The following is a 22584-nucleotide window of genomic DNA, read 5'->3' as shown; positions in this document are numbered from 1 at the left end:
TTATGCACCTGACGGAAGTTGCAGCTGGCGTCAGGCTCCCCTCTCTTGAGGAGAGGGGCCGGAGTGAGGTTTAGGATGTCAGTCGAAGTCAGGGATTACAAATCCAGCCCCACGTCCACGGCGCCGGTTTTCGACTTGTAGCTCATGGTGATGCCGGGGTGCACGCACACCTTGCCGCCCACCGGGATGGGGCACACGTCGCAGGCGTCGGCGAAGGGAATGGGCCAGCAGGGGTCGAAGCAGCCGCCCCAGCAGATTTTGTTGGCGCAGGCGTCGCTGCAGCTGCCAAACCAGGCGGTGAGGTGGGCGCCGGCCTTGCCGTCGAAGTTCCAGCCGTCGGTGGTGTTGTAGCCGCCGTGTACGGCGTAGTCGGCGCCCACATCGGCCCCGGCAATGCTCTTGCCGGCGATGCTGATGTCGGCCCCGCCGCCCCAGCCGCTGGCGATGCCCAGGCCGTAGGCGTTGCTCTTGAAGTTGGCGTCGAGGTTCACGCTGGCCTGGTTGTAGAACCACACCTTGCCACTGGCGATGTCGGCAAAGCTGCGGCTCCAGGCATTGTCCTTAGTGCGGCCGTAGAAGGTGCTGCCCAGCAGGTGGGCGCCGTTCACCGTGTTGCCATTGGTGAGGTAGGCGGGGTTGATGAAGTTGGTGTAGGCAGTGTGCTCGGGGTGTTTGTCGCGGTTCAGATTCCAGGCCGTCAGCACGTTGGCGTTTACGTCGAGCAGGCCCAGCATTTTGGCATTTGCATACACGCCCATCATCCAGTAGGTGTCGTTCTGCCGGCCGCTGATGACGACTTTAGCTCCGGCCGTGGCCGTGCTCACCAAGGGCACGGGGCTGTAGTTGGCCTTGATTTCGACGGCGGCCAGTTGGTTGGGAAAGTCAAGCAACAGGCTGGCGTTGGCAAATTTCTGCTGGGCCACCGTCAGGTTGGCCGTGCCACTGATGACCGGGCCGCTGGCCACCGTCACGCTCAGCGGGTTCAGGGCCAGGCCGGCGTCGCCACCCAAGCCGATAATGCCGCTCATCGTCACGGAAGTCACTTTCTTGTACTTGTACTCGAACCCGCCGCCCAGGCCGGTGAGCAGCACGCCCGGCCCGATGGGAATGGGCGGGGTGCTGGCCAGCAGGTAGGTGCTGAACTGCGTGTCGCCCGACACCTTCTGGTACTTGAACTGCGCGTCGGCCTTGAGGGCACCCACCACGTTGAAGCCCAGCTGCCCGGCAAAGCCGCTGTTTAGAAACTCAATCTTGCCGCCCAGCTCGCCGATGCCGGCCAGCGGGAAGTGCAACCCGATTTTATCAACCGAAGGCGACTTGCCGGGGCGGTACTTGATGCCGCCGGCCTCGGCTTTCACCAAGGGCAAATCGAGCTGAATGCCGCCGCCCACGTCGATGCCCAGCTCGCCGATGGTGTTGAACTTGAGGGTGCTGAGCTTTAGAGTGGCGATGCCGGCAAAGCTTACGTCGTAGTCCAGCGGTACCTCGGCCGAGAATTTGCCGGCCGTCGTCACGGCGAAGCTCTTGATGGTTAGCTCCTTTTTCAGCAGCTCCAGGCTGGTTACGGCCCCACCCGAGAGGATGTAGGCCCCGCCGCCAGGCTCCTGCCCGAAGCTGATGGGCGAGCCGGCCACCGGCTTGAACTTGGCCAGCTTCAGTACATCAAGCCCGCCGCTAGGCAGCGTGAATGAGCCGCCGTAGAGCATGCTGGCCCCGATGGAGAGCTTGCTGAACGTCACCTCGGAAGGCGCCGAGCCCGGCACCGCCAGCTTGAGCTTACCGCCCAGGCTGAAGCCCTGCTCCGACAGCGAGCCCGACGAAAGCGTGAGCCCCCACGGCCCCAGCGACACGCTGGGCGCCGGGCTGAAGCTGAGGTCGGCCTTCTTGATTTCGCCACTCGTGGACAGCCACAGCTCGGGCATTCCCACCTTGGTGGTGCCCAGGCCGGGGATGCCGCTGAGCTGCACATCGCCGCTCAGATGCAGGCCATCGGTGCCGACGCTGCTTTTTTGCAGGTCGATGGTGGCCTTGAAGCCGTAGAGCGTGAGGCTGGCCGAGCTGCCCGCCGCCCGCAGGCGCAGGCTGGTGGGCAGCGTGGGCGTGCCCGCAAACAGGGCGGGCATATCGGGCACCGGACCGGTGCCGGCTGCGTCGCTCAGGTACTGCGTGGTGCCGGCCGGGAAGGCCCAGCCCAGGGCGCCATTCAGCGGACCGAAGTCGATTTCGGGCTGGCCCACCAACTGGCCCAGGCTGGGATTATCGGCCAGCATCTGTACGCGCAGGCCGGTGGCGGCTTTCAGGCGGATGGGCAGAAACTTGAAGGCTTTGAATGACAGCTCCGGCGCATCGGTTTGTACGAAGGTTTGGCCCTTGGGCCGCAGCACGCCCGACTTATCGAGTCGCACCGCCACTTTGGTGAAGGCCAGCGTGGCGCCCGGCGCGGCCTCAAATACGGGGTTGCCGGGCAAGGTCACAAAGGCGCCGGTGAGGGTGGTGTCGGCCCCCATTTTCAGCCCGCCCTCTTTGATTTCAATGGGGAAGCCCAGCAGTTTGTCGATGGCGAAGCCCGCGCCGGTGAGGGCGAAGTCGACGGTGGCGTTGGCGCCGGCCTTAAATTTCTGGGTTTTGCTCTGGCCCACGAGGCCCGACTTGGTTGCTTCGAGCGTCCACTGGCCGGCGGGCACGCCCACCAGCTCGTAAGTACCGGCCGCGCCGGTGGTGGCTTCCAGCTCGGGGCGGCCCTGCACCCGGATTTTGGCGCCGGCCACGGCTGTGCCGCCGCTCGTCACGCTGCCGGCCACGCGGGTGCCGCTGGCCAGCTTCACGCTCAGGCGGGTGGTGTCGCCGTTGGTGGCCACGGTCACGTCGGTCAGGCTGGGCACATAGGCCACGGCGCTGCCAGCGGCGCCAGCCACGCGCACCGTCACAGGTCCGCCCGGCGCTTTGCCGAAGAAGGCCCGCCCGCTGGCATTGGCCGTGGCACTCACAGCCGGCGAAGCATCCATAAAGCTCACCTCCGCGCCCGCCAGGGGCTTTTTCGAAGCCGAATCGAGGACGGTCACCAGCAGGCGGCCCACCGATTTGGTGAGGGTGATGAGGCCAAGGTCTTGCCCCTCCCCCACCGGCACGCCCTGGCCTATGCCCGCGCTTTGCAGCAGGTCGACGTAGCTGTTGGTGATGTCGCCGCCGATGCCCAGGCCCGGCATGGGGTTGTAAAGCGTGCCGCCGGTCGTGCCCGTGCCGGGCGCGCTGCTGCCTGCGTCGTTGCCCTTCTTGCCTTTTTTGCCGCTGCCCGCGCCACTTCCACTACCGGAGCTGCTTCCACTGCCCAGGCCGCCCGGCTGCATGCTCGGGAAGCCCTGCACGGTGGTAGCCACGCTATTGGCGGCTTGTGCCATGCCACCAGGAATGCCTAGGTCGATACTGGTAACGCCTTTGCCTTTCTTGCCGGGCTTGGTTTTGCCGTCGCCTTCTACAAATACGGGCACTTTGCGGGGCTGGTAGCCTAGCTTGCTCACGAGCAGTGTGTCGGGGCCCGACTGGTGCAGGGTGAGGAAGCGGCCCTGGTCGTCGGCAGTGAAGGGGGCGCCGCCGGAGCGCCACTGCAGGGCCGCTGCGGCCACGCCGGCGCCGCCCTCGTCGCTCACCACGCGGCCAGCCAGCGGGTACTGAGTGGCATCAATCAGGATGGGGTCGCGGTTGATGATGCCGGCGGGGCCGGTTTTATTCACTTTAATGTGTTTCTCCTCGTAGTTGGAAGCCACGCCGGTGCCAGTCACGAGCAGCGTCCATTCGTATAGGTTCGAGGTTTTCAGGGCGATGCTGAAGTGGCCTTTGGCGTCGGTTTCGGTATTGAACTGCCAGTCGGGCTTGTCCATCGGCCCGCGGTATAGGCGCACGGTGGCGCCCTGAATGGGGCTGTTGTCCTGCTTGCGGAGCACGCGGCCCTGCACCACCGGCGGCATGGGCGTCAGGGTATAGGTTTTGGTCACGGTGAGCACGCCGTTGCTGGGCGGGCCGGCGGGCGGTTGCACCTGTAGCGTCGTCATCGATGCCTGGTAGCCCTCGCCACTGATGCGCACGAGGTAGGTATCATCGGGATTGGCGACGTTGGCCAGCAGGCGCGTCAGGTCGAGGCCCACGCTGGATGTTTCAGTCACCTTGGTCAGGTTCACGAAGAAGTCTTCGGTGGGCCGCTTGCCTTCGGGCAGCTGGCCTTCGGGGCGGGCGTAGGCATTGGTAGCGTACCAGTTGGTGGGGCGCAGCAGCTCGATTTTTACGCCTTTGGTGATGGGGTTCTTGCCATCAGTCAAGTTCACTTTCAGGCGGTAGGAATTGGCCATGCAGGCCACCTCGCCGAGGTCGTACTCACCATTTTTGGGCTCGGGCACGTCGAAGGCCACCGGCTCGGAGTAGAAGCGCGGGTTGTCGACTTCAACCCGGATGGCCGTGATGGTTTTCGCTTTGGAACCCGCCAGCACAGCTAGCCCGCCGGCCTCGTCAAACTGGCCGGGGTTCATGTAGCTAATGTTGAACTCGCCCTCGGCGTTGGTGGTGCCCAGGCCCAGCACAATGCTTTTGGTGGCGTTCAGAATTTGGTCGCTATAGCCCGGCTGGTTGGGCGCAATGGGCTTGTAGTCGAATACCAGCCGCACTTTGGTTTTGCCCAGGGGGTAGCGCTGGCTGCCCATAAACTGGGGCAGCACCTGCTTGGGCGCCGCGCCGAGCGTCACTTGCCCGGGCGTGCTGTAGCTGCCGCTGCCCGAAGCCCCGCCGAAACCCACGCCCGAGGTGACGCCGCCCCCCAGCACCGAGGCCACGCCCCCGGCCGAACCGCCGTTGTTCAGGGCATTCTGCGGGTTGGGAAGGGTAGCCGACAGCAGCCCACCACCGCCCGCGCTGCTGCCGGAGCTACTGCCACCAGAGCCGCCGCTACCCGAGCCGCCGCCGAAAGTGCCAAACGCGCTGTTGCCCATGCCCCCGCCGCTGAAGCCGCCAGTGCCAGTGTTGCCGCTGCTCACCCCACTGCTCACACTACCGCCGCTAACGCCGCTTGCGCCGCCGGACGAGGTGCCCGAGCCGGCCGGACCGTGGCTGCCGGCCTTAGCGTGCGAGGCGCCGCCGGTCAGAATGCCGGCCCCGCCCGGTCCGTAGCTGGGGTCGGCCAGTACGGTAGCAATGGCTCCGTTGCTTTCATCGAAAACGGGCGTGGGCGTCAAATTGGCCCAGGCCCCTCCTGCTTTTTCCTCGCTGGAGCGGAAGCCCCACACCAGCCGACCCTTGATGGTGGTCATCGGCAGCGTCGTTTTCACGTCGACGGGCTTGACGGTTTTCGTCGGTTTGGTGGGGGTGCTGGCCGTGGCGGGCGCGCCGGCCGGCACCGTGCCGTATACAAACGTCTGTACCTCCGAGCGTCCGTTGTTGCGGAACACAGTGCGGTTGCGCGGGTCGCGGGCCGTCACGGCAAAGGCGTAGCGGCGGCCCTGAATAAGGGCGGGTTCGCCCGGGCCGTAGAGCAGCACGGTGGCCCCGCTCACGGTGCGCTCGAACAGCGGCGGCACGGTGCCGGCCAGGAAAGCGTCGTTAGGGTTGCGGCGCGGGTCCGACATTTCCACAATGCGCAGCTCATACTCCGTGGTGACGGGCGCGCCCGCCGGCCGGCTCCAAGTAAACACAATGTTCTGCGGGGCGTTGGGCCGAATGTTCTCATCGGCCAGCGGCCTAATGATGTAGGGCGCCTCCAGGCTGCGCAGCGAGAACGGCCGCGAGCAGCCCACCGGCGCCTCAGCCGACAGCAGCCGGCCCGTGGCGTAGTCCATGGCCTTCACGCAGATGGTGTAGGTGCCCTCGGGCAGCCCGTTGCCGCGCACAATCTCCTGCACCGACACGCCGGTGTAGGTCAGCATGTTCTCATCGAATAGCTGACCCAGCTCGTCGGCGTCGAGCTGCCGGGTTTGCAGGGCGGCCAGGTTCACCGGCCGGGGCGAGCGGGCGTCGGGTTTGGTGCGGGCGCTCACGCCGTTGTCGCCCGTGAGAGTGGCTGCCAACTGCAGGCTCACCGCCTGCCGGCTGGTGTTGCTGAGCGTAATGAGCAGGCGGTTGGGCTGGTCAGCGTAGTCGGACAAATGCGTCGAGTACGGGGGCAGCGGCACCACCGTCACGCGCACCACCGGCGTCTGGGCCCGGGCGCCGACGGCCAGTAGCAGCAGCGGCAGCAGCCAGAGCAGCCCGCGGAAGTTGAGGAGTTGTAGTTTCATATAGTGAAAGGGTTAGGGATTTTGCAGAAGGTGCTGGAAGGCATTTTCAGAGAGGAGCCGAACTATGTAGCGTGGACTCTGCGAGTCCGCGCCTGGGCGAACGCATTGCGAATGCGCGGACTCGCAGAGTCCACGCTACATCGTCCACGCCGCGTCAGAATGTGAAGCCGTAGCCGATTTCGGCCCGGGCTTCGGTGTAGCGGGGGCTGATGGGGGTGTCGCGGTTGGGTTGGTGGGCGGTGTAGGCGGCGTCGAGGCGAAAGCTGTGGTGCTGGCCGGCCCGGTAGGTGGTGCGCAGGCCCGCCCCCGTGATGCGGCCGGGCTCGCCGAAGCGGCGCGCCGCCAGCCAGGAGCCGCGCAAGCCCACGCGCAGGGCATCACGCTTCAGGAAAGGCCGGTCGGCCGAAAGCTGCAGGCCCTGATTAAGGTCGGTGCCCTGCGAGAGGTCCAGCTCGGTGTAGTTGTAGGTGGCGCCGAGGGTGAGGCGCGGGGCCACCAGCGTGAGCTGGTAGTTGAGGAAGGCGTTGAGGGCCGTGAACTCGCCCAGCTTGTCGAGCACGTTGCTGCCCAGGGCGCGCAGTGTCGAGCGGTCCACGCTCAGCAGCACGGCGTGGCCGTAGTGCTCGCCCATCAGCACGTAGCGCGGGGCCACGGAGAAGCTCTGCGTGGTTTGAGCCAGCCGGAACGAGTCGGCCACCTGCACGGCGCCGGCCTGCTGCTGGTCGGTGGTGAAGTTGGTGTAGTTCAAGTCAACTCCGAACCGCTCGGTAAAATCAGCCGAAGCCGAGGCGGAGCCGATGAGGCGCTTGCTGGTAAGCTGCTTCTGGCCACGCAGGTTGTCCTGCTGCACGCCGAAGCTGCCGCTCAGCCGCAGCTTCTGCTTGAACAGCGCGAAGCTGGGCGATACCGTGAGGTTGGCCACGTCGTCCTGGAAAAAGTAGGCGCCCATGCTCTGGTAGCCGGGCGAGATGCGGCGGTAGCGCACCTTCAGGCCGCGGCCGTTTTTCCAGTAGCCGGCCCCGGCCTGCCAGGCGGTGTAGGCCTCCGTCGAGCCGTTTAGGGAGATAAGACGGCCTAGGGTGTTATCCACGGCGCTGGGCAACGTGCTTTCGCCCAGCACCAAGCGGCTGCCCAGGCGGCGGGTGAATAGGCTCACGGCCGCGTCGCCATCGATAAACCAGTACTTGTTTTTGCCGAAGCCCAGGCGCGTGCCCACGCCTAGGGCCAGGTTTTCGGCGGGCTGCACCAGGGTGCCGTTGGCACCGGCGGCCAGGCGGTCTTGGCGGCTCACGCTGCTGCTGTCGTCGCGGCCCTTCACGATGGTGAAGTCGATGAAGGATTTATCGACGGTGCCCACACCCAGCCGGGCGGCAAAGCCCCGGCGCGAAAACGCAAACGGCGCCGTAAGGCCCGTGGTGGCGTCCACGGCGGTGGCGCGGGCAAAGCGGCCCACCATCAGGCCGAAGTGGAACTTGCCGGGGTTCAGCTCCAGGCCGGCGCCCAGCATGGTGTGGCCCGCCAGCGTGAACGGCGACCACGTGAGGTTGCGGTAGCCCAGGTGAGCCGTTGCCCACTTGTAAGTCGGGCTCAGGCCGAACTGGTTGAAGGGCTGGCGCACGGCGCGGTCCTGCTCGCTCACCACGAATTCCAGCGGCACGGCCACGCCGTAAATATTGAGCTTGGGGCGCCCGGCCAGCACGTAGCTCACCGGCTTGCGCCGGGCCGTGATGCTGCCCGAGTACCCGTAAAGCACGGTGCGCAGGTCGAGGGTGCCAGTCAGTGTCACGGGCTTCTGCTGGGCCAGGGTGGCCAGGTCCTGGGCCCCGGCGGCAGGGCTGCCGGCCACCAAGGCAGCGAGCAGCAACGGGCGTAGCAAGTGTTTCATGGTCGGTTGCAGAGAAAAAGGGAGTTGCCGCGACCGAACAGCTCAGCCACTGGTTATCAGCCCGAAAACGATGTAAAACAAGCCCAGCGCCCTGCCGGAGCGCGTTTGTTTTTGCTGCATTTACATTTGATTTTGTACCCGGCCTTGCGGGTTTGTTGCAAATGCGTGCGTCTTTGTGCGGGGACCGTCGCACCAGCTTTGGCAGGTGCCGGCATCGCCTCATTTGTCGCCGGCGATGCCCCGCCCAAGCCGGCGTTGCCGCGCGTCGCCTCCGCCCCTACAGCGTCACGCTGACGTCGAAAGCGCCGTCGGTGAGCTGGCGCGTGTGGCTGGCCGACAGGTTCTGCGGGTTCACGTCGCTGCCCGTGAAACTGAAGGTGCCCTTCACGCGGCGGGTGGTTTCGTCGTAGCCCGTCACCACCACTTGGCCTTGCGACACGCCGCTGCCGGGCATGTAGGCCGAGCGGTAGGTACTAGTACCGTCGGCGTAGGTGCCGGTGTTGTTGGTGGCGAGGGTCGCGCTGTAGTCCGATTTCAGCACGTAGGTGCCGGCGCCGGTGAACTTGGCCAGCGTGAGGGCCACGCCCTGGCCGTTAACGTTGGCAACGATGCGCAGCAGGTAGGGGCCGTAGTTGGGGTCGTTGGATGCAATGCGCGCGGCCGACACCGCCGTGTTCAGCGCCCCGGTGGGCGAGGTGTAGGCCACGGCCGGGTAGCCCGTCACGTTGGCCGACAGCGTGGAAACGGTACCCGGACCAGACGGATTAGACGGACTCGAGGGAACGGCGTCGTCGCTTTTTTTGGAGCAGCCGGCCAGCATCAGCCAACCGGCGCTCAGGCACATAACCAGGGTTTTCATGGGCTTGTACTCAACAGGTTAATGAATCTGTACCTTCTGCCTTTTAGCTTCTAGTGAAACTTGTGAATGCTGAAGCTGCCGTTGGTCACGCTTTGGGTGCCGCTGCCATTGCCCAGGGGCACGGCCCCGGCCGTGAAGGAGAACGTACCGCTGAGTTTCTGGGCGTTTTTGTCAAACTCCGTGACCGTGACGGTGCCATTGCTGGCACTGGGGCCGTAGAGGGTGCTGTAAGTCGCCCCAGACTTGTTGTCGGCCCCGTTCAGGGTAATGGAACCGATGGAATAGTCGTCGAGCACGGAGCCTCTGCGTAGGTCGTACACGCCTTTGCCCTTGGCGTTGATGCCCAGCAGCGGTATCGACAGCACGTTGTTGCGGTCTTTGGAAGAGGCGACAATGAAGATTTTATCGCCGGGGTCCACAATGGCGCCCGCATAGAAATTGTCGGTATAAGTAACGCCGTTGTGCGTCCAGGTGACGGTGCCGTCGCCACTGGGCGAAGGGTCGTCGCCGGCTGTATCTTTTTTACAAGCCGACAGGGCAAGGGTCGCGCCGCAGAGCAGCAACAGGGAGTAGCGGGTGAGCGAAGGGAGCGTTTTCATGGAAAATGAGGAGTGGAAAGGAAGAAAAAATGTGCGCCAGACCAGCCTGCTACTGACAGGATAAGCCTGGCCTGCAATGCTTTATTTGGGGACGTAATTGACCTGGTATTGCACCGTGTTCACGTTCTGCCAGTTCACGCTGCTGCTGCCGGCCACGATGAGCGCCAGCTCGAAGTCGGCCCCGGAGGCACTGGTGAGCACTTTCTGAATAGCAGCCTTGTCGAAGCTGCGGCCAATGGACAGTTTCTGCCCAGTTAGCTCAAACACCTTGCGGGTTTGGGCGGCGCTGCTGCCGTCTTTCAGCACGATTTCGGAGTCGCTGTTCTGCAGTTGCCAGGTGCCGGGACCCGTCGAGCCGTCGCTGTAGGTCACCACCGATTTGCCATCGGTATTGAACTTGTACCCGATTTGGTTGGAAGACGCAATGGCCGCGGTATTGCTCTGGGCATCAACGGCCAGCGTGCTGCTGCTGCCCTTCCAGGTCACGGCCGTGAGCAGGGCCGTTTTGGAGGGCGCGGGGGCGTCTTCTTTGTCTTTTTTGCAGCTGACGGCCACGGCTAGCAAGGTGGGCAGGAGCAGGTAGCGGAAGGTTTTCATGGGGGAAAAGGAAATGTGAAAAGGAAGGGGTTCAATGAAATCAGGCAGGCAAAGCCGGGCTAGCGGGCGGCCTGGGCCACGGGGGCCGGTGCGGCCGGGCGGGTGGCTTGCTCCAGGGCAGCCAGGCGGCTTTCGAGGGTGCTCTGGCCCGTTTGGAGGGCTTGCAGCTGCTGGCGGAGGGCGGTGTTTTCGGCCTCCAGGGCGTCGTTTTGCCGGGCCAGCTCCTGCACGCCCACCAGGGCCACACCGGCGGGGTCGATGGAGCTGATGCTGGTGTTGTTGACGCCGAGATGGAACAGGCGGTAGAAATCCTGCGCCATGGGGCCGAGGTGGGTTTCGCCGGGCACGTTTTTGTACTGCCAGCGCGTGAGGGACAGCTGGCGAATGAGGCCCAGCACCTGGGCGCCTTCCACGGGCTGGATGTTTTCCTTGAGGTTGACGTCGGAGGCGTTGGTCCACACGCCGCCGGTGCTCAGGTAGGCCCCGTTGCCGGCCGTGGGCAGGGTGCCGCCGGTGCCCACGGTGAGCACACCGGGCCCGGGTACCTGGCGGCCAAACATCCAGTGCTCCACGTCATCGTTGCCGAAAACCATGACGTTGCTGTAAGACGATTGCGCGCCGTAGCCAATGAAGGTGCAGTTGGTGAGGCCCGGCTGGCCAAGCGACGTGCCGGCTCCGCTGCCAATGGCCGTGATGCGGCTGCCGGTGAAGTTGCTGCCGCCGGCCCCGGTACCCACGAAGGTGTTGTCGGTACCAGTGGTGGTGGTGTTGCCGGCCTGGTAGCCCACGAAGGTGTTGTTGGCGCCGCTGTTGATGCCGCCGGCCTGGTAGCCCAGGGCGGTAAGCCCATTGCCGCTGTTGCGGTAGCCAGCCTGGTAGCCCACGGCCGTGGTGTTGGCGGCGGCCGTGCTGGGGGCGCTGTTGTTGAAGCCAATGCCGGCCCCGGCCTGGTAGCCCAGCGCCACGTTGCGGCTGCCAGTGGCGCCCTGCCCGGCCTGGCGGCCCACGTACACGCTGGCCGTTCCATTCACATTGTATAGAGCGGCCTCGCTGCCCACAAAGGTGTTGTCGTCGGCCTTGTTGCTGTAGCCAGCGTTGAAGCCCACCACGGTGTTGTCTTCGCTGCTGATGGCGTCGCGGCCGGCGGTGCTGCCCACGGCCACGTTGCGCCGGCCGGTGGTGTTGTAGAGGCCGGCCCCATCGCCCACGTACACGTTGCCCCCGCCAGTGGTGGTAGTGAGGCCGGCCTGCGCCCCCACAAAGGTGTTGTAGCCAGCCGTGGTGCTGGCAGCCCCGGCGTTGTAGCCCAGCAGCGTCACGCTGTTGGCGTTCCGGAAATTCTGGCCGGCGTGGTAGCCCACGGCCGTGTTGCTGCTGCCGCTGCCGCTGCCGTCGCTCTGGCCGGCCGCAATGCCCACGAAGGTGTTGTAGAAACCGGTATTTTTCTGGCCGGCCTGGTAGCCCACGGCCACCAGCCCGTCGCCGGTGTTGAGCTGGCCGGCCTGGGTGCCCACCAGCGTCACATTGTCGGTGCTCACGGTGGTTTGGTAGTTGGTGCTACCCTGGCCGGCCTGAAAGCCCAGGCTCACGTTGTTGCTACCGCTGAGCTGCTTGCCGGCCTCGGCGCCCACGCTCAGGTTGCCGTCGCCGGTGGTGTTTTTCTGGCCCGTGAGGTAGCCCAGCTGCACGTTGTTGTCGCCCGTGGTATTGCCCGAGCCCGCACTGTAGCCGGCCAGGTAGTTGCGGCTGCCGCTGGTGTTGGCCAGGCCCGCTTGGTAGCCCTCAAACTGGTCGTAGATGCCGTTGGTCGACGCCTTGCCGGCCTCGTAGCCTACGAAGTGGTTGCCGCCGGCCGTTGTCACGCTGGAACCCGCATTAAGCCCAATGAACAGGTTGGCCCCGCCCGTGGTATTTCTCACCCCCGCAAACGGCCCGATGAACAGGTTGGAAGGCCCCGTCGTGTTGGCGTATCCCGCGTTGTAGCCGATGAACTGGCTGAAGTTGGTGTTGTTGTGGTAGCCGGCTTGGTAGCCCAGCAGCAGGTTGTAGCTGCCGGTGGTGGTGCCGGCGCCCGCCTGGTAACCGCTGAACTGGTTGTCGGTGCCCGTGGTGAGGGCCCGCCCGGCTTGGTAGCCCACGAGGTGGTTGCCGGAACTCGTGGCGTTCAGCCCGGCCTCGTAGCCTACCATCAGGTTATTGACGGCGGTGGTGAGGCGAAAGCCCGCCGTGAACCCAATGGCCAGGTTGTTGCTGCCCGTAGTGGTGCTAAAGCCGCTTTGGTAGCCGCTGTATTGGTTGTCGCTGCCCGAGGTGGTTTTGTAGCCGCTCTGAAAGCCTTCGTACTGGTTGCCGCTGCCAATGGTGGTGCCGATGCCCGCCTGGTAGCCAATGTACTGGTTGAGGTTGGCGCCATTGGCGGCCGTTTTCTTGCCGGCCTGGTAGCCCACCAGCACGTTTTTAGCGCCGTTGGGGTCGCCCAGCCAGAAGGCGCCGTCCACGTGCAGGCGGGCCTGCTCCCGGCCGGCAATGCCAAAGCGAATGGGCTTGTTGTCGGTAGTGCCGAGGTAGTTGGTCGTGGAATCGGTGGCGGCATTGCCGGTCAGGCTCCAGCCCGCCCCGGCTGGGGCAGTGCCGGTGTTGAGCTTGGTCCAGCTGGGGGCGGCGGCGGTACCGGCGTTGTAGTAGAAACCCACCCCGCCGCTAACTGCGGCGTTGCGGTTGAAGACAAGAAGACCAGTTCCAGGCGTTGGTATGGTGGCTGCATCGCTGAGAGAGGTTAAAGTGACCTGTGGAATGAGCAAACCTTTGTTGGTGGCCCGGATGTCGAGCGCGGCCGACGCATCGGGCGTGGTGGTGCCGATGCCGACCTGCGCGGCCGCCTGGTGCGCGGCCGCTCCCAAGAGCAGGAGAATACTGTAGAAAGCAACTTTCATAAGGCAACTGAATGGAATGGATGGGCTGGACTTGACACGGACGGCGCTCAGACTGCGGCCGCCGGCAGCGGGCCGGTTTAGAACTTGGCCGCAAGGCCCACTTTGAGATAAGTCTGGTCGTAGCCCAGCTCGGCAAAGGCCCCGATGCTTTCGGTGAAGAAGTAGCGCCCGCCCACGAAGAAGCCCGGGATGAATTCGGTGCCGCTGGCCGAGCCCAGCGAGCCGTAGATGCTGCCGCCCGAGTACGACACGCCCGCGCGGCGCACGCCCAGGCCCAGGCCGCCATAGGCATCAAACTTCTCATTGACAGGGTAGTGAAACGCCCCGCGTACCATCACCACGATGTCGGTGTACTTCCACTTGTCGCCTCCGCCGAAGTCGTAGCTGGCGCTCTGGTAGCCCACCAGACCGCCCACGCCCAACACGCCCGGCCCCAGCGGCAGAATGCCCCGCTCGTAGGACAAGCTCAGGGCCGGCGACACCGACGAGCTACCGCCAAAAAAGCCCGCGCCGTAGCTGTAGCGGCTGCCCACGCCAATGCCCAGGTTCACTGCGTTGGTGCCCACACCAAAGGGCCCGACCACTGCGGCGGCCGCAGCCGGTGCGGGTGCAGGCACGGGAGCGGGCGCAGGGGCCGGGGCGGGCTGGGCGGCCACGCGGGGCGCGGGCGCCGGTTTGGGGGCGGGCTTGGCAGCAGGTTTGGCAGCGGGTCTGGCCGCTGGCTTGGCCAGGGTTTTGGGCGCCGGCTTGGCAGCGGGCTTGGCGGCCTGGGCCAGCGCATTAGTAAAAGGCAGGGCTGAGAGGCAGCCGGCAGCGAACAGGAAGCGGAAGGAAGTAGTCATTTTTTTATCAGAAAAAGTGAGAGGTGTTTCTTAAAAGGGGCGGTTTATTGCGGCGGCGCGGCCCGCATGAGGCCCCAGGTGGTGAGCCAGGGTGCACCAGGCCCCGCTGGGCACTGCCCCGTGAGCTGGAAGCCCAGCCGCTGGTAAAAGGGCAGCTGCTCGGGCACCTGGGTTTCGGCGTAGCAGGCGGTGGCGGCCGTGGCTTGGCTGAGGGCCAGAGTGGCGTGCAGCAGGCGGCGCCCCAGGCCCCGGCCGCGCTGGCTGGGCCGCACAGCCAGGGCCAGCAGGTAGTGGTGGCCGGGGCTGGCCATGCTTTGGTGGCGCAGCCAGGCCGTGGCGGCCAGGTAGTGCTGCACCCGCCGCCAGCAGCTCCAGCTTAGGCGCCATAAGGCACTGGGCAGCACACCGACCCGTAGCAATTGCCACCAGCTGGCCGCCAGCTGGCCCGGGCCCAGCCACACGGCCAGGGCTGTGCGCTCGGCGTTGGCATACACGCGGCCGTAGCGCAGGCCAAAGCGCAGCAGCCGGCCCAGCAGCCAAGCTTTTTGCCCTGCAGCCGCCGGCTCCGGGCAGCAGTGGCGCAGCACCGGGTGGTCGACGCAGGCCTCGGCCAGCAAGGCAGTCGCCCAGCCGAGGTCGCCAACGCCCAGTCGATAAGCCGGCGCAGTGAGAGTAGGAACCATGAGAATGGCGGAATTAGACCGAATGGTTGGCGTTGGAAATGCAGATTGGCGCGGCGGCGCGCTACTCGCGCACCAGCTTCAGCACCTGGCTGGTGCCAGCGGTGGTCACGCGCAGCAGGTACACACCGCTGCTCAAGGCCCCGGTTTCGGTGCCCAGCACCTCCTCGCTCACACGGTCGGTGGTGCGGAACTCGGCCAGGCGGCGGCCGGCGGCATCGGTGAGGGTGGCGGTGAGCGGCCCGGCCGAGGGCTGCTCGATGCGGATGTGCGGCCCGGCCCCGGCCGAGGGGTTGGGCCAGGCGCTCACGAGCAGGGCCGTGGCGCTTTCTACCGCCACCGTGCGCACCGGCGAGTACCGCACCGTGCCGTCCACGTCTACCTGCCGCAGGCGGTAGTAGAGCGTGGGCACTCCGTATTGCGCCACCTTGGCATCGGTTAATTGATAGTCGTGTGCCTGCGTGCTATTGCCCTGCCCGGCTACCCGGCCAGCGCGCTCAAACAGCAGCCCGTCGAGGCTGCGCTCCACATCGAAGTAGGCGTTGTTTTTCTCCGAAGCCGTGCGCCAGTCCAGGCGCGCATCGGGCCCTTGGCGGCGGGCCATGAAATCGACCAGTTCCACCGGCAGCGGGGTGTTGAGGTCCGAGATGGTGAAGCGGCCCGTCACGTCCTCCGTATTGGACGCGGCCGGGTTGTATTGCCGCAGGTTGCTGCCCGACACGTCGGTGGTAGGGCCGGCCGCGCGCCGCCAGATGGCGTAGGGTGCGTCGCTGCGCCAGGGCGTGGCCTGTGCCATGTTGCGGCCGTTATCGAGGGCGCTCAGCCAGCTGAAATACATCCTGCGCTTGGGGTTGCCGTTGGCCGAAGACGCCACCTCCCAGTACACCGCCACCGAAGCGTTGCCGCCCACCGTGGTGGTACCCGCGGGTCCGGTCACGCGCGTCAGCGTGATGTTGCCCACGTTGCCGCCCCCGGCGGGCATGGTCAGGCCCAAAAAGGGCCCGAAGGCGCCCGCCCCCACGCTTCGGGCGGCCATGCTCACGGGCCCCACTAGGCGGGCACTGGCGGTTTCGAGAGGGTCGGCGGCGGTGGGCAGCAGCACTAGCGGCGTGGCCGTGGCAATGGTCACGAGGCCGTTGGTGAGGGTGAGGGTGCCGGCCAGGGTGGCGTTCAGGTTCAGGGCCACGCCGGCGGCATTGTTTACCGTCAGGTTTTGCAGGGGCAGGGTGCCGGTGCCGCTCAGGGTTTGGATGGACGTGCCGTTGGCGCGCAGCAGGGCTGCGGCGGCCGTGGGCGTGCTCACGGTACCGTTGTTGGTGAGGTCGCCGCCCACTTCCAGTTGGCCTTCGTTAGTGAGTGTGGTGCCGGTGCCCACGTTCAGGTAGCCCGGCGTCGTCAGCACGCCCCCGGTCCCGATGTACAAAGTGGAAGTGCCCGTGAGCGACACTTGCGCCCGCACGGCCCCCAGCGGCGAACCGGCCAGCAGGCCCACGGGCAACAGCAGAAAGTAGATGTTTTTCATGGCACGAACCGGGGGTTGGAGGAGTGGCTGATTGACAAGGCCAAAGCAAGCCTATCCCCCTTCCGAACCCCGTTCGGCTGCGTTGCAAATGCGTTGGTGGCCGTTGCACCGCTTTGGCATTTGTTGCAAATGCGTTCGCATTCGTGCCAAAGCCTTAAAATCCTCCCAGAAAATCCACAAAAAACCCGGTGAGCGACGCGCCGCACCGGGTCTTGAATGAGGGAGTATTCGGGTGAGCTTCCCCTTTGCGTCGAGCGCACCCGCAGCCTGTCGTGTCCTTCGTTGAAGCGTGAGACCTTTCCGCTTCTACTCCTCCCCTGCCTGCCGCGCCGCCGCGCTGGGCGGGTAGCCAAACTGCCGCGAGAAAGCCGTGGAGAAAGCGGCCGGGCTGCCGAATCCCACTTGGTACGATACCTCCGCCACCGTGCCCACCCGCGCTTGTAGCAGCGCGTGCGCCCGCTGCAGGCGCGTGCCACGGATGTACTCGCCCGGCGACTGCCCAGTCAGGGCCTTGAGCTTGCGGTGCACCTGCGTGCGGCTCATGCCAATGTCGTTGCCCATCTCATCCACGCCAAAGTTTTCGTCGCCCAGGTGCTGCAGCACCGAGTCGTTCACCCGGCGCAAAAACTCCTGGTCGAGCGAGGGCAGCCCGGCCACGGCCGCTGCGTGCTCGGCCGCTGCCACGCCGCTGGCCGGGCGCACCGTTGGGGCCGGAGAGGTTGGTGCCACGGCGGGCGCCTCCACCGGCGAAGCTTCGGGCCGGGTGGCAAAATGCGTGCGCACGCGCTGGCGCAGAGCCAGCAGGTTGCGCACCTGGGCGCGCAGCTCGCGCGGGTTGAAGGGCTTGGCCAGGAAGGCATCGGCGCCGGTTTCGAGGCCCTCGAGCTTGGCATCGGGCTCCGACTTGGCCGTGAGCAGCACCACCGGCACATGGCTGGTTACGGGGTCGGTTTTGAGCTGCTCGCACACCTGGTAGCCGTTCAGGCCGGGCATCATCACGTCGCTCACCACCAGGTCGGGCACTTCGGCCTGGGCCAGGGCCACGCCGGCCCGGCCGTCGGGGGCCAGCAGCACGCGGTAGCCCGCCGGGGCCAGGGTGGCCCGCACAAATTCGCGCACCTCGTCGTTGTCTTCAATCACCAGCACTACCTCGGCCTCGGCCGGAGGCGGCGTTGGTTCTTCTGCCAGCTCCTCAGCCGCAGCGGGTACTGGCGCTACAGCCGGGGGGCTGGGAGCATCACCTCCCAGCGCCACGGCCACGGGCCGCAGGCCGCGCGGCAGCTGCACCGTGAATGTGGCACCCGCGCCGGGCTCGCTGGCCACCGCCACGCTGCCGCCGTGCAGGGCCGTGAGTTCGCGCACCAGCGCCAGGCCAATGCCTGTGCCCGTGCGCAGGTGCTCGGCGGCAGGGTTGCTGGCCTGATAAAAGCGGTCGAACAAGTGCGGCAGGTCCTCGGCGGCAATGCCGGGGCCACTGTCGCGCACCTCGATGACAACGCTCCCGGCAACGGCAGCGGCTGTAGGCGGCGCTTCAGCTACCGTCACGGCCACGGTGCCGCCAGGCGGGGTAAAGCGCAAGGCATTGGCCAGCAGATTGGTTAGAATTTCTTCGAGCTTGGCGGCATCGAACACCAACGGCACCGGGCCGGGCGGCGTGTGGCAGGTTAGGGCAATCTGCCGGCTGTCGGCCAAGGACGAAAACGAGGCTACCAGTTGGCGCACCGCGGCGGCCGCATCGCCGGAGGTGGGCAGCAGGCGCAGGGCACCGGCTTCGAGCTTGCTCAAATCGAGCAGCTGGTTGATGAGGCTGAGCAGCTTGCGAGCGTTGCGCAGCACCAGGCCGCCCTGCTGGCGCACGGCCGCGTCGGCCGGCTCGGTGGCCAGCACTTCGGCCGGCCCCAAAATGAGGGTGAGCGGGGTGCGCAGCTCGTGGCTGACGTTGGTGAAGAAATCGGTCTTGACCCGGTCCATCTCCTGCAGGTGGGCCAGCGCCTGGTATTCGAGTCGGCGGTTGGCCCGGTCCCGCTCGCGGGCCTTGGTGTAGGCTCGCACCCCATAAAGCATCAAGCCGAAGCCGCTGGCATAAAGCAAGTAAGCCCACCACGTGCGCCACCACGGCGGCCTGATGCTAAACGAAAACCGCGCCGGCTGGGGGCTCCACACGCCCGCTTCGTTGGCGGCCTTCACCTCGAAGGTGTAGTGGCCGGGCCCCAGGTTGGTATAAGTGGCCGAGGTAGCCGTGAGCGGCCCGGCACAGTCGTCCTCAAAGCCCAGCAGGCGGTACTGGTAGCGCACCTGGTCGGGGTTGGTAAGGCTGGCCCCGATGTAGTCGAAGGTGAGGTAGTTGAGGCGCGCGGGCAGTTCCATGCCGGGCGCGGCCGTGGTGTCTTTCAGGAAGATGCGCAGGCCGGTGAGCTGGGGCACGGGCGCCACGCGGTTGGCGTGGGCACGGGCGGGGTCGTAGTGCATCAGGCCGTTCATGGTGCCCACCCACAGCTGGCGCCCCCCTTCCAGGTACACGGCGTTCTGGTTGGTTTCCTGGCCCAGAAAGCCTTCGTGCAGGCCATAACTCACGGTGCGCTGCTGGCGCGGGTCGAAGCAGTCGAGGCCGCGGTTGGTGCCGGCCCACACCCGGCCGGCGCTGTCGCACTGCACGAAGAAGGGGTTGCTCGACTGCAGCCCCACCTCGGGCCCGAAGGCGCGCACTTTTTTAGTAGCGGGCGAAAAGCGCAGCACGCCCCGCCCAATGGTGCCCAGCCACAGCTGCCCACTTGGGTCTTCCGATATGGAGCCCAGGCTCAGTGCCCCGGCCTGCCCATCTACCCGCCGAAACGTGTCGTGCTCGGTATCCACCTGAATCAGCCCTTGGTCGTCGCTGGCCAGCCAGAGGCCGCCTGCGTGGTCGCGGAACACCTGCCAAAAAGCATCCGAAATCATGCCGTCCTTCTTCGCGCTAAGCGTCTTGAATTGCTGGGTGCTCGGGTCGAAAATAAAAGCCCCATAACCAAGCGTGACCAGCCACAGCCTCCCGCGCCGGTCTTCGGCCATGCTCATCACGTGGCCGCTGGCTTTGCCCAGGGCTTGGTCGAAATACGTCCAGCGGCCCGTGGCGGGCGTGTAGCGAGCCACTTCGCGGTGGCTGCTCATCCACAAGTCGCCGCGCTGGTCGCGCCAGAGGCTGCGGATGTAGCGGTTGTCGGCTCCACCGCGCAACGGCACGGGGTGAGCCAGCTGGCTGGGGTCGGCCGCAGCGGGGTTCAGCTCGGCAATGCCGTTGCGAGTGCCTATCCAGTAGCGGCCGTTGCCGATGGGCTGCACTGCCGTCACCTCGTTGTCGGGCAGGCCTTCGGGCTTGCCGTATTGTCGGAAACGTTCGTCGGCCGGGTGCTGGGCAATGCCGTCGTCGTACACAAACCAGATGTTGCCCTCGCGGTCTTCCAGCAGGTCGTTGTTCACATTGCTGTCGAGGAAACCCCGGCTGGCCCGGCAGCGGAAGCGGCTGGCCCCGGCCGGCAGCTGGGCCAGGCCAGCGGCGGTGGTAGCCCACACGTTGCCGCCCCGGTCCTGCACCACGCGCATGGCTGGGGCCGCGCATAGGCCCTCGGCCGGGCCGTAGCGGCGCACGCGCCAGGGCTGGGCGGCCGTGCCGGCCCCGCTCAGGCGCAGCAGCCCGTTGGCCGTGGCGCACCAGGTCAGCGTGTCGCTCATGCGCTGCACGTGGTTGATGGACACATTCTGAACATCGGGCGGCAGCACCGGGGCGGGGCCGCCGCGCGGGTCGAGCAGCACCAGCCCAGCGCCGGTGCCCACCCACACCCGGCCGCCCGGCCCCGGTGCCACCCGGTGCACGGCGCGCGAGGGCAGTCCCTGGGCGGTTCCGTAGTGCGTCACGACAGTATCGGTGGGGCCGCACACGAGGCGAAACAGGCCGTCGCCGGGCGTGCCCACCCACACCACCTGCCGGCTGGCGGGCCACACGCAGGCCACGCTGGCCGGAATGCCCAGCCCGCGCGGGCGGCAGCGCCGCACCTGCCCATCGGGCCGAATGAAAGACACGCCGCCGTAGCTGTGGCCCATCCAGAGAGTGCCATCGGGGCCGGCGGCCACGGCGCGCACGTGGTTGTCGGGCAGGCCCTGGGCGGTGGTGCGGGTACGAAACTTCTGACCGTCGAACACGCACACCCCGCCCTGGGTGCCGGCCCACAGGCGCCCCTGCCCGTCCTGGCAGATGGCGTACACCATGCTTTGAGGCAGGCCATTGTCGAGGGTGTAGTCGCGCAGGGCCAGGGTTTGGGCGGCGGCCGTTTGGGCGCCAAGCAACCAAACGCTCAGCCACAGCATCCTCCAGCGCATGCGTACCATATCCAGCGGGCGTTTCAGCGACCTAACAATTTCGCTACAAGCGGTTAACTTGCCCAACCTGCAGCTTTAAAACCTTCGCAATATAGAGGCAAGCACGTATTTAAACCTTTTCGTGATGGCACCATTTTTCTGGTTGCCGACGTTGGGCGTGTCGTATCTTTGAACTTGCTTGGGCCAAAGTCAGCCCCCTCCCACCCTCTTCTATTCTCTCTCCGTGGCCGAAATATCCTGTTCCTTTTGCAATAAGAGCAAGCGCGAAGTCGCCGTTATGATTTCGGGCATCAACGCCCACATTTGCGAAAAATGCGTGGGCCAGGCCCAGCACATCCTCGATGAGGAGGCCAAAGCCCAGGACGCCAGCCGCCAGCCCAAGTTCAACCTCATCAAGCCCCGCGCCATCAAGGAGCACCTCGACCAGTACGTGGTGGGCCAGGACGAAGCCAAGCGCGTGATGGCCGTGGCCGTGTACAACCACTACAAGCGCCTGATGCAGAAGCCCTCCGACGACGAGGTGCAGATTGAGAAGTCGAACATCATCATGGTGGGCGAAACCGGTACCGGCAAAACCTTCCTGGCCCGCATGCTGGCCAAAATCCTGCAGGTGCCCTTCTGCATCGCCGACGCCACCGTGCTGACGGAGGCCGGCTACGTGGGCGAAGACGTGGAAAGCATCCTCACCCGCCTGCTGCAAGCTGCTGACTATAACCTCGAAGCGGCCGAACGCGGCATCGTGTACATCGACGAAATCGATAAGATTGCCCGCAAGAGCGACAACCCCAGCATCACGCGCGACGTGAGCGGCGAGGGCGTGCAGCAGGCCCTGCTCAAGCTCCTCGAAGGCACCAACATCAACGTGCCCCCGCAAGGTGGTCGCAAGCACCCCGAGCAAAAGATGATTTCGGTGAACACCGAGAACATCCTCTTCATCTGCGGTGGTGCCTTCTCGGGCATCGACCGCATCATCAAGAGCCGCCTGAACACCAAGCCGCTGGGGTTCGCCAAAACCAACCTCGAAGAGCAGGTTGATACGCAGAACTTTCTGCGCTACGTGTCGGCGCAGGATATCAAGAGCTTCGGCCTCATCCCCGAACTCATCGGCCGCCTGCCCGTGCTCACCCACCTCAACCCCCTGGACAAGAGCACGCTGCGCATGATTCTGACCGAGCCCAAAAACTCGCTCGTGCGCCAGTACAAGCGCCTGTTCGGCATGGAAAACATCGAGCTCAGCTTCACCGAAGACGCCCTCGAGTACATCGTGGAAAAGGCCGACGAGTACCGCCTCGGCGCGCGCGGCCTGCGCTCCATCTGCGAGAGCATCATGACTGATGCCATGTTTGAGATGCCTTCGGAAGAAGATGCCAACCACTTGCAAATCAACCTAAACTATTGCCGCAGCAAGTTCGAGAAGTCGACCTTGCGCCACATGCGGGCGGCGTAAGTTTCGCCATTTAGGTTTTGAATGGGAAGTTCGGTTTCGGTCGGGCTTCCCATTTTTATTGCCTCACGTTGTAGCATCAGCCTCATGGGTTTCTTCTCGTTTCTGTTTCGGCGGCCAATTTTCATTGGTGACGCAGTATTCGGCCGGCTTCGGCAAGAAGATGCAGACAAGCAAACTGGCAAAGCTTGGTTTATTACCGAGGATTTAGTTTTCCCGCCAACCGGCTACGCCATTAGCTGCGACATAGATGCAACGGCAGACGGACCAAGTTCCGCTCAGCAAGCTTTCTACCAGCACATCGAGCAGAACTATAATAAGCTGACCGCGAGCCTGATTCCTATCATTGAGGATGGGTTTCGCAATTGGGAGTTTCCGCATCGCATTCAAGACTTTGCAACGGAGTTTCAGCTCTTGGGCCTTTCCATTCCGGAAATAGACCCGCAATGCACATCCCCCGTTGAGTGGTATTGGTCTTTTGATACTGTCCACGACGCCAACCACATGCTGACGATATACATGAGCGGCGACACTCCCTTGCCCGGCGTGCAGTTTGACGGTTAATGTCATTGCAGCGAACACAAAAAAGGCCCGCCAATTGGCGGGCCTTTCT

12 protein-coding genes are annotated in these 22584 nt (G+C 65.4%); 2 read left to right on the top strand and 10 right to left on the bottom strand.

The window, feature by feature from the left end; all coding sequences use genetic code 11:
• Positions 1-95 precede the first annotated feature (95 nt).
• The 10 genes from I2I01_RS11970 to I2I01_RS11925 form a co-directional block, all read right to left on the bottom strand.
• On the bottom strand, positions 96-6257 hold the full coding sequence (locus tag I2I01_RS11970) for a carboxypeptidase regulatory-like domain-containing protein (RefSeq protein WP_196286672.1): 6162 nt from the start codon (positions 6255-6257) through the stop codon (positions 96-98).
• A 154-nt stretch (positions 6258-6411) separates the two neighbouring features.
• Entirely contained in the window at positions 6412-8142 is a 1731-nt protein-coding gene (locus I2I01_RS11965) for a hypothetical protein (protein WP_196286671.1), read from the bottom strand.
• 277 nt (positions 8143-8419) lie between these two features.
• Positions 8420-9001 (bottom strand): DUF6252 family protein, encoded by a 582-nt coding sequence (locus tag I2I01_RS11960; protein ID WP_196286670.1) that lies wholly within the window; start codon positions 8999-9001, stop codon positions 8420-8422.
• Between the two features lie 50 nt (positions 9002-9051).
• Positions 9052-9600, bottom strand: coding sequence for a DUF6252 family protein (locus tag I2I01_RS11955; protein WP_196286669.1), 549 nt, complete (start codon positions 9598-9600; stop codon positions 9052-9054).
• A gap of 81 nt (positions 9601-9681) precedes the next feature.
• Positions 9682-10197, bottom strand: coding sequence for a lipocalin-like domain-containing protein (locus I2I01_RS11950; protein WP_196286668.1), 516 nt, complete (start codon positions 10195-10197; stop codon positions 9682-9684).
• A gap of 59 nt (positions 10198-10256) precedes the next feature.
• Positions 10257-13130 carry a tail fiber domain-containing protein gene (locus tag I2I01_RS11945; RefSeq protein ID WP_196286667.1) on the bottom strand — a complete coding sequence of 958 codons (2874 nt, stop codon included), beginning with the start codon at positions 13128-13130 and terminating at the stop codon, positions 10257-10259.
• Between the two features lie 77 nt (positions 13131-13207).
• A complete protein-coding gene (locus tag I2I01_RS11940; RefSeq protein ID WP_196286666.1) occupies positions 13208-13972 on the bottom strand; it encodes an outer membrane beta-barrel protein in 765 nt (254 codons plus the stop codon).
• A gap of 44 nt (positions 13973-14016) precedes the next feature.
• Positions 14017-14655, bottom strand: coding sequence for a GNAT family N-acetyltransferase (locus I2I01_RS11935; protein ID WP_196286665.1), 639 nt, complete (start codon positions 14653-14655; stop codon positions 14017-14019).
• Between the two features lie 61 nt (positions 14656-14716).
• A complete protein-coding gene (locus I2I01_RS11930) occupies positions 14717-16174 on the bottom strand; it encodes a T9SS type A sorting domain-containing protein (protein WP_196286664.1) in 1458 nt (485 codons plus the stop codon).
• A gap of 306 nt (positions 16175-16480) precedes the next feature.
• The gene (locus I2I01_RS11925; protein ID WP_196286663.1) at positions 16481-20536 is read right to left on the bottom strand and encodes a hybrid sensor histidine kinase/response regulator transcription factor; all 4056 of its coding nucleotides are present in this window, start codon (positions 20534-20536) and stop codon (positions 16481-16483) included.
• A gap of 214 nt (positions 20537-20750) precedes the next feature.
• Between I2I01_RS11925 and clpX the strand changes: the two genes are divergently transcribed.
• On the top strand, positions 20751-21974 hold the full coding sequence (gene clpX, locus I2I01_RS11920; protein WP_196286662.1) for an ATP-dependent Clp protease ATP-binding subunit ClpX: 1224 nt from the start codon (positions 20751-20753) through the stop codon (positions 21972-21974).
• A gap of 84 nt (positions 21975-22058) precedes the next feature.
• The gene (locus I2I01_RS11915) at positions 22059-22535 is read left to right on the top strand and encodes a VHS/ENTH/ANTH domain-containing protein (protein WP_196286661.1); all 477 of its coding nucleotides are present in this window, start codon (positions 22059-22061) and stop codon (positions 22533-22535) included.
• Positions 22536-22584: the final 49 nt, after the last annotated feature.

The sequence above is a fragment of the Hymenobacter properus genome, assembly GCF_015694735.1.
In the GTDB taxonomy this organism is placed as follows: Bacteria; Bacteroidota; Bacteroidia; order Cytophagales; family Hymenobacteraceae; genus Hymenobacter; species Hymenobacter properus.
The sequence above is the reverse complement of the archived record's forward strand: the minus strand, read 5'-3'. Positions and strand labels throughout refer to the sequence as shown.

Coding starts and splice junctions, on each gene's coding strand:
- I2I01_RS11945 (WP_196286667.1), bottom strand. CDS start 13,130: ATGAAAGTTGCTTTCTACAGTATTCTCCTGCTCTTGGGAGCGGCCGCG.
- I2I01_RS11960 (WP_196286670.1), bottom strand. CDS start 9,001: ATGAAAACCCTGGTTATGTGCCTGAGCGCCGGTTGGCTGATGCTGGCC.
- I2I01_RS11915 (WP_196286661.1), top strand. CDS start 22,059: ATGGGTTTCTTCTCGTTTCTGTTTCGGCGGCCAATTTTCATTGGTGAC.
- I2I01_RS11970 (WP_196286672.1), bottom strand. CDS start 6,257: ATGAAACTACAACTCCTCAACTTCCGCGGGCTGCTCTGGCTGCTGCCG.
- I2I01_RS11935 (WP_196286665.1), bottom strand. CDS start 14,655: ATGGTTCCTACTCTCACTGCGCCGGCTTATCGACTGGGCGTTGGCGAC.
- I2I01_RS11965 (WP_196286671.1), bottom strand. CDS start 8,142: ATGAAACACTTGCTACGCCCGTTGCTGCTCGCTGCCTTGGTGGCCGGC.
- I2I01_RS11950 (WP_196286668.1), bottom strand. CDS start 10,197: ATGAAAACCTTCCGCTACCTGCTCCTGCCCACCTTGCTAGCCGTGGCC.
- I2I01_RS11955 (WP_196286669.1), bottom strand. CDS start 9,600: ATGAAAACGCTCCCTTCGCTCACCCGCTACTCCCTGTTGCTGCTCTGC.
- I2I01_RS11925 (WP_196286663.1), bottom strand. CDS start 20,536: ATGGTACGCATGCGCTGGAGGATGCTGTGGCTGAGCGTTTGGTTGCTT.
- I2I01_RS11930 (WP_196286664.1), bottom strand. CDS start 16,174: ATGAAAAACATCTACTTTCTGCTGTTGCCCGTGGGCCTGCTGGCCGGT.
- I2I01_RS11940 (WP_196286666.1), bottom strand. CDS start 13,972: ATGACTACTTCCTTCCGCTTCCTGTTCGCTGCCGGCTGCCTCTCAGCC.